Origin of the sequence: Amycolatopsis xylanica (assembly GCF_900107045.1) — a bacterium.
In the GTDB taxonomy this organism is placed as follows: Bacteria; Actinomycetota; Actinomycetes; order Mycobacteriales; family Pseudonocardiaceae; genus Amycolatopsis; species Amycolatopsis xylanica.
The window spans coordinates 1,337,863-1,348,956 of sequence record NZ_FNON01000001.1 but is presented as its reverse complement, the minus strand read 5'-3'; the positions used below and the strand labels follow the sequence as shown (position 1 = coordinate 1,348,956).

At 70.5% G+C, this 11,094-nt stretch carries 12 protein-coding genes and 1 pseudogene; 6 read left to right on the top strand and 7 right to left on the bottom strand.

Annotated features, from left to right (window positions below):
* The first annotated feature begins 5 nt into the window (after nucleotides 1–5).
* The gene (locus BLV57_RS05985) at nucleotides 6–374 is read left to right on the top strand and encodes a hypothetical protein (protein ID WP_091287502.1); all 369 of its coding nucleotides are present in this window, start codon (nucleotides 6–8) and stop codon (nucleotides 372–374) included.
* Nucleotides 375–416: 42 nt separating this feature from the next.
* Here BLV57_RS05985 and BLV57_RS05980 read toward each other — a convergent pair whose 3' ends face one another.
* Nucleotides 417–1,076 carry a TetR/AcrR family transcriptional regulator gene (locus tag BLV57_RS05980; RefSeq protein ID WP_091287501.1) on the bottom strand — a complete coding sequence of 220 codons (660 nt, stop codon included), beginning with the start codon at nucleotides 1,074–1,076 and terminating at the stop codon, nucleotides 417–419.
* Nucleotides 1,077–1,151: 75 nt separating this feature from the next.
* Complete coding sequence (locus tag BLV57_RS05975; protein WP_091287500.1) at nucleotides 1,152–1,475, bottom strand: putative quinol monooxygenase; 324 nt, start codon at nucleotides 1,473–1,475, stop codon at nucleotides 1,152–1,154.
* Nucleotides 1,476–1,616: 141 nt separating this feature from the next.
* Here BLV57_RS05975 and BLV57_RS05970 point away from each other — a divergent pair, with 141 nt between their 5' ends.
* Nucleotides 1,617–3,641, top strand: coding sequence for a CocE/NonD family hydrolase (locus BLV57_RS05970; protein WP_091287499.1), 2,025 nt, complete (start codon nucleotides 1,617–1,619; stop codon nucleotides 3,639–3,641).
* On the opposite strand, the gene BLV57_RS05965 is transcribed toward BLV57_RS05970, so the two are convergent.
* Nucleotides 3,632–4,039 (bottom strand): DUF4383 domain-containing protein, encoded by a 408-nt coding sequence (locus tag BLV57_RS05965; RefSeq protein ID WP_091287498.1) that lies wholly within the window; start codon nucleotides 4,037–4,039, stop codon nucleotides 3,632–3,634. The genes BLV57_RS05970 and BLV57_RS05965 overlap by 10 nt on opposite strands.
* Nucleotides 4,040–4,152: 113 nt before the next feature.
* Here BLV57_RS05965 and BLV57_RS43860 point away from each other — a divergent pair, with 113 nt between their 5' ends.
* From BLV57_RS43860 to BLV57_RS05950, 4 genes are read left to right on the top strand one after another with little or no spacing between them, the layout of a single operon-like run.
* Complete coding sequence (locus tag BLV57_RS43860) at nucleotides 4,153–4,413, top strand: NAD(P)H-dependent oxidoreductase (RefSeq protein ID WP_245757170.1); 261 nt, start codon at nucleotides 4,153–4,155, stop codon at nucleotides 4,411–4,413.
* A gap of 15 nt (nucleotides 4,414–4,428) precedes the next feature.
* A complete protein-coding gene (locus tag BLV57_RS43855) occupies nucleotides 4,429–4,758 on the top strand; it encodes a hypothetical protein (protein WP_245757169.1) in 330 nt (109 codons plus the stop codon).
* Nucleotides 4,759–4,771: 13 nt separating this feature from the next.
* Nucleotides 4,772–5,248 (top strand): hemerythrin domain-containing protein, encoded by a 477-nt coding sequence (locus BLV57_RS05955; RefSeq protein WP_245757168.1) that lies wholly within the window; start codon nucleotides 4,772–4,774, stop codon nucleotides 5,246–5,248.
* Nucleotides 5,245–6,285, top strand: a complete 1,041-nt coding sequence (locus BLV57_RS05950; protein WP_091287496.1) for an FUSC family protein — start codon at nucleotides 5,245–5,247, stop codon at nucleotides 6,283–6,285. Before BLV57_RS05955 ends, BLV57_RS05950 begins: the two co-directional genes overlap by 4 nt.
* Before the next feature lie 8 nt (nucleotides 6,286–6,293).
* Here the strand turns inward: BLV57_RS05950 and BLV57_RS05945 are convergent, their stop codons facing one another.
* The 4 genes and pseudogenes from BLV57_RS05945 to ctaD form a co-directional block, all read right to left on the bottom strand.
* Nucleotides 6,294–6,989, bottom strand: a complete 696-nt coding sequence (locus BLV57_RS05945) for a glycosyltransferase family 2 protein (RefSeq protein WP_091287495.1) — start codon at nucleotides 6,987–6,989, stop codon at nucleotides 6,294–6,296.
* A complete protein-coding gene (locus tag BLV57_RS05940; RefSeq protein WP_091287494.1) occupies nucleotides 6,986–8,266 on the bottom strand; it encodes a bifunctional PIG-L family deacetylase/class I SAM-dependent methyltransferase in 1,281 nt (426 codons plus the stop codon). The genes BLV57_RS05945 and BLV57_RS05940 overlap by 4 nt, the downstream gene beginning before the upstream one ends.
* Nucleotides 8,263–9,222 carry an acyl-CoA dehydrogenase family protein gene (locus BLV57_RS05935; RefSeq protein WP_143046989.1) on the bottom strand — a complete coding sequence of 320 codons (960 nt, stop codon included), beginning with the start codon at nucleotides 9,220–9,222 and terminating at the stop codon, nucleotides 8,263–8,265. Before BLV57_RS05935 ends, BLV57_RS05940 begins: the two co-directional genes overlap by 4 nt.
* Before the next feature lie 53 nt (nucleotides 9,223–9,275).
* Nucleotides 9,276–10,974 (bottom strand): annotated as a pseudogene (ctaD, locus tag BLV57_RS05930) (aa3-type cytochrome oxidase subunit I).
* Nucleotides 10,975–11,094: the final 120 nt, after the last annotated feature.

The following is an 11,094-nucleotide window of genomic DNA, read 5'->3' as shown; positions in this document are numbered from 1 at the left end:
GAAAGATGATCAAGACCCGATTCGCCGTCGGGCTGGCCGGCGCCGTGGCGCTGACGCTGGGCGCGGCCACCGCCGCGCAGGCCCTGGAGCCGCCGCACGGCGGGACCAGTAAGAGCTACAACCTCCACCCGGCGCTGCCCGACGGCTCCGCCGCCGCGGAGGTGGCCTTGGCCTGGAACAACGGCAACCACGGCCGTTCGTACGTGAGCTGGGAGACTACGCGCACGCAGGCGGGTATCGAGCTCGACGTCGAGATCGACGGCCATGTCGACCATCTGCTGAACGGCAGGGTCGAGAAGACCGGCGGCACGGTCATCAAGACGGTGCGGGTGCGTGCCTGTGACCAGAGCCGCCACTGTGGACGGTGGCTCTGAGTGAATCCTGAGGGTGGGGGCGCCGCTGCGGTGCCCCCACCCTCATCGCTCGCGCGCGGTGATGCCCGCGAGGATGAGATCGATCCCGGCGAGGAACTGCTCGCGGTCGTCGTGCTCGCGCATCTGGGCGGCGACGGCCCTGGTGAACGGATAGTCGTCGGGGTCGAGTTGCTCCCACGCCTTCGACACCGAGTTGAGGAACTCGGCCCGTTCGGTCCCGCTCCCGGCCACGCGGGCGTTGGCGGCGTTCTGGCCGGCGGCGCCGAGAATGTAGTGCAGCAGCGCGGACGCGGCGATGAACTGGTCGCCGTCGGGCACGTCCAGCGCGCGGACCTCCCTGCCGATGGCCTCGAAGATCAGCGGTGTCACGGACTTCGACGGGCTGCGCGAGAGCTGGGTGGCGAGTTGCGTCGCGAGCCATGGATGCGCGCTGATCGCGTCAAAGAGCCCGAGCGCGACGCCGTGGATCCCGCCAGGCAGGTCGGCGGGCAGCGCGGCGGTGACGAGGGCCTCGGTCGCGGCGGCCAGCAGCTCACCCTTGTTCGCCACATGCCAATAGATCGCTCCGGGCCCGGTGGCGAGCCGTTCGGTCAGCGTACGGAAGGTCAGCCCGGCGTCGCCGGTCGTGTCGAGCAACTCGATGGCGGCGTCGACGATGCGTTGCCGGGTGAGCGCCTCCGACCTGCGCGTCCGTGGTGGCATCCGGCCATCTTGGCACGGGGGTCGTGAGTGCTGCGGCCGGTTAGAACCGGCCGCAGCACTCACGACCCTGGAGGGTCAGCGCGGCTGGATCTCGCCCATCGGGCCGAAGCCGTCGTGCGGCGCGTCGAGGTAGATGATCTGCGGCTGGGCCGAGACCAGGTCCGGCGCGGCCTCGAAGAACTTCTTCACGTACGGATGCTTGACGTGCGCGGCGCCTGCTTCGGCGTCCTTGAAGCCTTCGATGCAGATGAACTCGTTCTCGTCGGTGAGGCTGCGGGAGAACTGGAAGAACAGGCAGCCTTCCTCGGCGTTGACGTCCTTGGCGTAGGCGGTGGCCAGTTCCAGCCACTCGTCGATCTTGTCGGGCCGGATGGGGAACTTGATGTTGATCAGGATCATGGCGCCACTCCTGCGAACACGGGGCAGATTCTCCTCCTCAACTCTGCCGCACGGGCCGAAGCGGCGCTCGCCCCGGTTGAAGCGGGCCGGTCGCGGGTAACCGGTGCGCCAACGTGAGCGATCAAGGAGGAGTAACGCTTTATGCGCACGGTGACCTCGCTTCCGCACCAGATCACCGAAGAGGAACATCTCTGGATCCCGGTCTCGGACGGTGTCCGGCTGGCCGCCCGGCTCTGGCGCCCGGTCAGTTCCGACGACCAGCCGGTGCCCGCGGTGCTGGAGTACATCCCGTACCGGAAAAGGGACCTCACCGCCGTGCGCGACTCGATCCATCACCCGTACCTGGCCGGGCACGGCTACGCCTGCGTGCGCGTCGACATGCGCGGGACCGGGGAGTCCGAGGGTGTGCTCGCCGACGAGTACCTCGAACGGGAGCAGCTCGACGCCGAGGACGTGCTGGAGTGGATCGCCGCCCAGCCGTGGTGTGACGGCAACACCGGGATGATGGGCATCTCGTGGGGCGCGTTCACCTCGCTGCAGGTGGCCGCGCGCAAGCCGCCGAGCCTGCGCGCGATCGTCATCTCGTCGTTCACCGACGACCGGTACGCCGACGACATGCATTACATGGGCGGCTGCCTGCTTTCGGACAACGTGGCCGAGGCGTCGACCATGTTCGCCTACGCGACGCTGCCGCCGGACCCCGCGCTCGTCGGCGACCGCTGGCGTGAACTGTGGCTGGAGCGGCTGGAGAACTGCTCGCTGTGGGCCGAGAACTGGCTGAGCCATCAGCGGCGCGACGAGTACTGGCGCCACGCTTCGGTGTGTGAGAACTACGGCGACGTCCAGGTGCCGGTATTGGCGTCGAGCGGCTGGGCCGACGGCTACTCCAACGCCGTCACGCGGCTGCTCGCCGGGCTGGACGTGCCGCGCAAGGGCCTGATCGGGCCGTGGTCGCACAAGTATCCGCATCTCGGCGAGCCGGGACCGGCGATCGGCTATCTGCAGGAGGTCGTGCGCTGGTGGGATCACTGGCTCAAGGGCGAGGAGAACGCCGTCATGGACGGCCCGATGCTGCGCACCTGGATGCAGGACAGCGTGCCGCCGTCGACGTCCTACGAGGACCGTCCGGGCCGCTGGGTCGGGGAACCCAGCTGGCCTTCGCCGCACGTCAAGCCGTCGGAACACCGGCTCGCGCGGCATCGGATCGCCCGGCCAGGTGAGACCGTCGCCGAGGAGGACCTGGCGGTCGAGTCGCCCCTGTCGGTGGGCCAGTTCGCCGGGAAGTGGGCCTCGTACAGCGCTCCGCCCGACCTGCCCTACGACCAGCGTGAGGAGGACGGCGGCTCGCTCGTGTTCGACACCGACGTGCTCACCGAGCGCTGTGAGATCCTCGGTTCGCCGATCGTGCGGCTCACCGTGTCGGCGGACAAGCCGGTCGCCATGGTCGCGGCGCGGCTGTCGGATGTCGCGCCGGACGGGCGCGCCACCCGGGTCACCTACGGCCTGCTCAACCTCACCCACCGCGACGGCCACGAGGACCCGGCGCCGGTGGAGCCGGGCGAGCGTTACGAGGTCGCGGTGGAGCTCAACGCCGTCGCACAGGCGTTCCCGGCGGGGCACCGGATCCGGCTGTCGCTGTCGACCTCGTACTGGCCGCTCGCCTGGCCGCCGCCGGAGCCCGCGATGCTCACCGTCCACACCGGACAGTCGGCGCTGACGCTGCCGGTGCGCCCGGTCGCCGAGGCCGACGAGGTGTCCGCCCGCCCGTTCGGCGAGCCCGAGGGCGCCGAACCGCTGGCCACCACCCAGCTGACGCCGGAAGAACAGCGCTGGACGGTGTCGCGTGACCTGGTGGACTACCGGTCGGCGCTGGAGATCGTGAAGGACGCGGGCGTGCTCCGGTTCGACGACATCGACCTCGAGGTCACCCGCCGGGTCGTCGAGCGCTACAGCTGGGTCGCCGACGACTTCTCCTCACCGGCCGCGGAGACCTCCTGGAGCATGACCTTCGCCCGCGGCGAGTGGAGCTGCCGGACCGAAACCCGCACGCGGGTCACCTGCACGCCTGCCGAGTTCGTCATCGACGCCCAGCTCGACGGCTTCGACGGCGACCGCCGGGCCTACTCACGCAACTGGCATCGCCGTGTGCCCCGCGATCACGTCTGATCGGCGCGCTGGCGGCTCGCCACCGTCGCGGCGGCGAGGCATACGAGCGCGGAGGCCAGGTGCAGCACGTTGTCCGGCCAGTTGATGTTCAGCGCGGCGTCGCCTTCACGCTGCGTGCTCGCGGCCAGGACGCCGTACGCGGTGAAACCGAGCAGCACGCAGAAGCCCACCCACGCGAAGGCGCGCGCGTGGATCTCCTTGAACGACGACAGCAGCGCGAGCGCGCCGAGGAGGGTGTGCAACAGGTTCTGGGTACCGCTGACAGTGAAGATCCAGACGGCGTTGGACGGCTGGTGGCCGACCGCGGACATCGGCTCGGGCGCCAGAACGAACCCCAGCACGCCGGCCGCGAGGTAGACCACTCCGATCACCAGCATGAGCAATCGGGTAAGCGGCATGGTCGGTCCTTTCGTCGTGGTCCCGCTGCGGATACCCCCTGGGTGACCGATTAACCGTGTTTGAGCGGACCGGCCAGCGGGAATCGCAGCCAGATGGAATTCGAGGAACGCTCATGACCACCGCGCTGGCACTGACCTGCAGCCTGAAGAAGTCGCCGTCACCGTCGAGCAGTGAGCTGCTGGCCAACCAGCTGCTCGACGCGCTCGCCGGGCTCGACGTCAAAGGCGAGTGCGTCCGCGCGGCCGACTACGAGATCTCGCCCGGTGTCGAGACCGACATGGGCGGCGGCGACCAATGGCCGGGCCTGCGCCAGAAGCTGCTGGCGGCGGACATCCTGATCCTGGCGACGCCGACCTGGCTCGGGCATCCGTAGAGCATCGCGCACCGGGTGCTGGAGCGGCTCGACGCCGAACTGTCCGAAACCGATGAGGACGGCCGCAAGTCCATGTCCGGCAAGGTCGCGCTCGTGGCCGTGGTCGGCAACGAGGACGGCGCGCACAAGATCGTCGCGGACTGCTATCAGGCGCTCGACGACATCGGCTTCGCCATTCCCGCCAACGGCTGCACCTACTGGAACTCCACGATCACCGATCCCAAGGACTACAACGACCTCGGCGAGACGCCCGAGGCGGTCGACGGGATGACCAAGACGGCCGCCGCCAACGCGGCGCATCTGGCCCGGCTGCTGGCCGGGCAGCCCTATCCGGTGCAGTCCTAGAAACCCTGGAGGCGTGGTGTCGACCGACGCGATCGTGCTGTTGAAGGAAGACCACAAGACGGTGGAGAAGCTGTTCAAGCGGTTCGAGAAGTCGGAGGATTCCGGCGAGAAACGCGAGATAGCCGACTCGATCATCGAAGAGCTGACCGTGCACGCCCACATCGAGGAGGAGATTTTCTACCCGGCGGCGCGCGAAGCGGCGCCCGACACGAAGGATCACGTGCTCGAAAGCGTCGAGGAGCATCACGTGGTGGTGTGGATGCTGTCCGAGCTCGCCGGGATGTCCCCCGAGGACGAGCGGTTCGACGCGAAGGTGACCGTGCTGATCGAGAACGTGCGGCATCACGTCGAAGAGGAAGAGGACGAGTGGTTCCCGGAGGTGCGCAAGGCGATGGGCCGCAAGGCACTGCAGGAGCTCGGGGCGCGGATGATCGAGGCCAAGGCCGACGCGCCGCGTGACCCGCTGAAGCTGCCCAGCGCCCGCGCTTGACCCCGGCGGGACGGCTGGGGGCCTGGTTCGGGCGCGTCAGCCGGATTCCCGGCGAGGAGCGGCGCGTCCTGGTCCAGGCGGCGAAGGCCGCGTTCGCCGCGGTCGTGGCCTGGGTGCTGGCGACGGCGGTGCTTAAGCTTCCTCAGCCGTTCCTGGCGCCGTACGCGGCGGTGTTCCTGGTCGAGGCGACGGTCTACCGCTCGGTGCGCGGGTTCGCGCAGCAGGTCGCTTCGGTCGCGGCCGGTGTGGTGCTGGCGGCGGGCGTCGCGACGGCGATCCCGTCGGTGACCGTCGCGCTCGGGGTCGTGGTGTTCGTCGGGTTGGTCATCGGTTCGTGGCGCGGCCTGGGCGAGTCGGGCGTCTGGGTCGGGCTCACCGGGCTGCTGCTGATCTCCTACGGCAGCGCGACGCAGGAGTCGCTGCTGGTGGACCGGCTGGCCGAGACCGCGCTGGGCGCCGGGGTCGGCGCGGCGGTGAACGCGGTGATCCTGCCGCCGCTGTACGGCGAACGGCTGGCGGCGGCCACCGACCGGCTTTCGCGCGCGTTCGCGCGGCTGCTCGAGTCGACGTCACGGCTGATGTGCGCCGACGAGGACGCCGGCGAGTGGCTCGAGCAGGCGGGTGACGCGCAGAGCCTGGTCGGCGCCGCCGAAGACGCGATGGGGTGGATCCGCGAGGGCCGGTGGCTGAACCTGCGGCGCCGCAACGACCGGTCGGAGCGTCCACTCGCGACACTCGTCGGGGTGTGGCCGCCGTTGCGGCAGCTGGTCGACGCGTTCCGCGCGGCGGCGGGCCGCGACGACCCGGCCACCTATCCTGGACCGGCCGCACGCGACGCCGCGGCGGCTTTGCTTGACGCGCTCGCCGACGCCGTCCGCGCCATCGGCGACGATCACGCCCCCGATCTCGTCCGCTGCCGTGAGCGGCTGGCCGAGGCCGACCGGCATCTGCTGGCACCGACGGGTGACCTCACCTCGACACTCGGGCTCGGCGCGATCCTGCTGCCCGCGCGGCAGGTGCTGGAACGGCTCAGCTGACCGAAGGGCTAGCCGGTTTCCAGGCGGCGGAGCAGCGCGGCGAGCCCGTGCGGCGCGCGGCCGGTGAGCCGGGAGCTGGTGACGACCTGGGCGGCGCTGTCGTAGCGCAGCCGGTGGCCTGCCTCGCCGAGCCTGCGCCACAGGTCGTGGTCCTCGCCGGTGCTCAGCGCGCGGAACCCGCCGACGGCGAGGTAGGCGTCGGCGCGGACGCCGAGGTTGGCGCCGTAGACGTTGCCGTGCCCGTCGTGACGCCGCGCGCTGTCGAGAATGGCCTGGTAGCGATGCGCGACGCGCGCGGTGGTGAACGGGGCGGACAGCTCGGCGGTGCCCGCGACGGCATGGCAGCCCGCGTCGGCGGCGGCCAGATGCGCGCGAGCCCAGCCGGGCGCGACGGTCGTGTCGGCGTCGGTGCCCAGCAGCAGGATGTTCGCGGGCGGATGCCTGGCCAGCAGCGAGAGCACGGTCCGGCAGCCGAGGTCACGCACCTCGCCGATGGTGAGCTCGTGCTCGTTGACCACCAGATGCGCGCCGCTCGCGTTCGCGATGGCGGTGGTGCCGTCGGTGCAGCGGTCGGCGACGAAGCAGACGGCGCGCTCGACATGAGGTGGCAGCGCGAGCAGCGCCCGGCGGATCGAGCGCAGGCAGGCGGCGCTGTGCCCGGCTTCGTCGCGTGCGGGCACCACGACGCCGACGGCGGTGATCACCGGCGCCTCAGCACGTGCAGGAGGAACTGCTCGTCGGTGTGCTCGACGAGGACGTCGAACTCCGGGCGCTCCAGCAGCCGCCGGTGCGCGTCGCGGCCGTCGCGCGGGGCCTCGGCGGCCCAGTGGAGCCAGTGCACGGCCAGCAGCTGCCCGCCCGGGCGCAGCGCGGCGACCGAGCGTTCGATCGTCTCGGTGAGTTCGGCGTCGTCGAGGTAGTACAGGATTTCGCTGTACACCAGCAGATCCACGCCCGACGGCGGCAGATCGGACGGCAGCGCGCCGACCCGGACATCCACTGTGGACGATGTGGTGGCCTGCGCGACGGCGGCGGGCACCGGGTCGAAGGCCAGCAGCCGGTCGCAGCGCGCGGCGAGCTCGCGGGTGAGGACCCCGGTGCCGCAGGCGGGCTCGACCACGAAGCCGTAGTGCTGGTCCGGCAGCGCGGCGAGCGCGACGGCGCGTTTGCGGCGTTCGTACCAGCGCGTCGAGACCTGCCACGGGTCGGGCGCGCCGCCGTAGAGCTCGGCGAACCGGCTGTGCGGCGCCGACTTCGTGGGTGGCTCGCGGAAGAAGACCTCGGTGTCGCGGGCGAAGTGGGCCAAGACCTCCGGCGGCAGTATCGGGTCTTCGCCGCGCGGGCCGGGTTTGAGCTGCGAGGCGAACGCGGCGACGGCCGCGGCTTTGCCTGCCTGTTCATGCTGGTCGAGCGGGTAGGCGAAGGCACGCGACCACGGGATGGCGGGGTCGTCGTCGGCCAGCCAGTGCCACAGCCAGATCGGGTACGACCAGCAGTGCGAGGTCACCGGGGCCGCGCGCAGCGTCGCCAGCCCGGCCGCCTGATGGTCGGGATGCGGGTCTCCCGGCCACGGCGCGAGGCACAGCTCGCGGCCCGTCGCCAGCTCGGCCAGCGCGGCGGTCAGCTCACCGGCGTGCGCGCTCAGCCCGGAGTCGGGCAGGCCGAGCCAGACCGGCTCGACCTCGTGAAGTCCTTGCGCGGTCAGGGAATCCGCGAGTTCGGTGCGGCGGAGCCTGCCCAGTTCTCGTCGTTCGTCCGAAGTGGACTCGGGGAACGCGGCTTCGCCGTCGGTGGCGATGACGAGGGTGATCTCGGTGCCTTCGGCGTGCAGCCGCTGCAGCAGCCCGGCCGCGCCGAGCGTTTCGTCGTCGGGATGGGCTGCCACGACTAGGGCGCTGGTGAACCCGCTCGCCGGAAAGGGCCGCAGCTCACGCGCGGCCAGCGCGGGCCGCCAGTGGGACTCGGGGATGTACTCGGTCACCGGTCCTGCTCCAGCAGCAGGCGCCCGAGCCAGGCGAGATCGCGTTCCGCGTGGTGCTGGCGGACGTAGACCAGCAGGTCGGCGAGCTTCTGGGCGAAGACCCGGTCGCGGCACATCAGGGTCGGCCCGGTGATCTTGGGCGCGCGATCGAGCACTTCGCGCACGGTCCGCTCGACGGCCGCGCGGCACGTGTTCGCGGGCAGCACGGCATCGGCGTCGCCGTCTCCGTCGAAAAGCTCCGCGGTTGCCAGCAGCAGGGCTTCGGCGGAGCGCAGCGAGGCGTGGAGTGCGCCGAGGTGGGCGAGCTGGTGCTCGTCGGCGCGGCCACGCTCGGTCAGGTAGGCCAGCACCGCGTCGGCGATCCCCGCGGCGCCGCCGAGCCAGACGGCCGCGACCCCGCCACCGCCGCGCCAGAACCCCGGCCGGGTGACGTACCAGTCCGGGCCGCCGATCAGCGCGTCGACCGGCACCCGGTCGAAGACGACGTCGCCGCTGTCGGAGTCGGCCATCCCGATCGCCTGCCAGGTGCCGGGGTGCCGCTGGACGCCGGGGTGTGCGAGATCCACCTCGGCCAGCCGGTCACCCGCGACGACCAGCGCGCGGTCCAGAAAGGACGCGCCGGAGCAGAACCGCACCGTGCCGGACAGCGCGCCGTCGTCGAGCGTGGCGCCGGTGCCCTCGGATTTCGCCGCCCAGACCCCGTACAGCGCGCCGTCGGCGGGTGCGTGGCCCGCTTCGGCGAGGATCGCGAGCGCGTCGGTGTGTCCCTCGGCGAGTCTGGCGAGCGCGAGATCCCGCCTGCCGAGCCCGGCCAGTGCCGCCCAGCGCTTCGCCGTGCCGCCTCCGCCAGGCAGGGGAAGATCGAGCTCGTCCGCGGCGGCGAGCGCGCGGAGTTCGGCCTCGATCGGGCCGTCCGACGGCGGTTTGGGAGGCAGGGCAGCGAGCAGCGCCGTCATGATGGGCCTTTCGGTCGGATGATCACCGGCCGGATACCTCGGCCGCCCGGCCGTCAAACCCCGGGTGCGGACGCCGTGCCGCGGTGGCCCTCCCGCCTCATCCGCTCGACCATGTGCGGATAGTGCAGCTCGAACGCGGGCCGTTCCGACCGGATCCTGGGCAGTTCGAGGAAGTTGTGCCGCGGCGGCGGGCAGGTCGTCGCCCATTCCAGCGAGTTGCCGAAGCCCCAGGGATCGTCGACCTCGACGACCTCGCCGAAGCGGTAGCTCTTGAACACGTTCCAGATGAACGGCAGCACGGACAACCCGAGCAGGAACGCCCCGATGGTCGAGATCGCGTGCATGACCGTGAACCCGTCGGTGGACAGGTAGTCGGCGTAGCGGCGCGGCATGCCCGCGTCACCGAGCCAGTGCTGGATGAGGAACGTGGTGTGGAAGCCGACGAACGTGGTCCAGAAATGCCATTTGGCGAGCCGCTCGTCGAGCATCCGGCCGGTGATCTTCGGGAACCAGAAGTAGATGCCGGCGAAGGTGGCGAACACGATCGTGCCGAACAGGACGTAGTGGAAGTGCGCGACCACGAAGTAGGTGTCGTGCACGTGGAAGTCCAGCGGCGGCGAGGCGAGCAGCACCCCGGTCAGCCCGCCCAGCAGGAACGTCACCATGAACCCGACGGCCCAGAGCATCGGTGATTCGAAGGTGAGCTGCCCTTTCCACATGGTGCCGATCCAGTTGAAGAACTTGATCCCGGTCGGCACGGCGATCAGGAAGGTCGACAGCGAGAAGAACGGCAGCAGCACGGCGCCGGTGGCGAACATGTGGTGCGCCCACACCACGATCGACAGCGCGGTGATGCCGACCGTGGCCCACACCATCAGCCGGTAGCCGAACAGCGGTTTGCGGCTGAACACCGGCACGATCTCGGTCACGATGCCGAAGTACGGCAACGCGACGATGTAGACCTCGGGATGGCCGAAGAACCAGAACAGGTGCTGCCACAGGATCGCGCCGCCGTTGCCGGGATCGAACACGTGCGCGCCGAGATGCCGGTCGGCCAGCAGCCCGAACAGCGCCGCGGTCAGCACCGGGAAGGCCAGCAGGATCAGCACCCCGGTGAACAGGATGTTCCAGGTGAAGATCGGCATCCGCCACATGGTCATCCCGGGGCAGCGCAGGCACAGGATCGTGGTGATCATGTTGACCGCGCCGAGGATGGTGCCCAGCCCGGAGACGATCAGCCCGCTGATCCACAGGTCGCCGCCGACGCCAGGCGAGTGCATGGGCGACGACAGCGGCGTGTACGCGGTCCACCCGAAGTCCGGCGGCCCGCCCGGGGTGAGGTAGCCGCTGAGCACGATGGCGGCGCCGAAGAAGTAGAGCCAGTAGGACAGCGCGTTCAGCCGGGGGAAGGCCACGTCGGGTGAGCCGATCTGCAGCGGCACGACGAAGTTGGCGAACCCGAACAGGTTCGGCGTCGCGTACAGCAGCAGCATGATCGTGCCGTGCATGGTGAACAGCTGGTTGTACTGCTCGGGGGAGAGGAACTGCAGCCCCGGCCTGGCGAGTTCGCCGCGCATGAGCAGCGCGGTCAGGCCGCCGATGAGGAAGTAGCCGAACGAGGTGGTCAGGTACAGCACGCCGATCGTCTTCGGATCGGTGGTGCGCAGGAGGGTCGAGCAGCACCCGGCCTCGCCCGCGCCGGTGCACCGGGCGCCGCTGGATCGGGACCGGCCGTGCGGCCGTGTCTGTCATCGAAGCCGCTCCTCTCGGACCTGGCTGGAAATACCCACCCGCGGGTGACGGCAAACGTGGACGGCGCTTGCGGCTCCGCGGCCCGGGTTTTCCACCCTTCTCCAAAATCCCGGCTTCCGG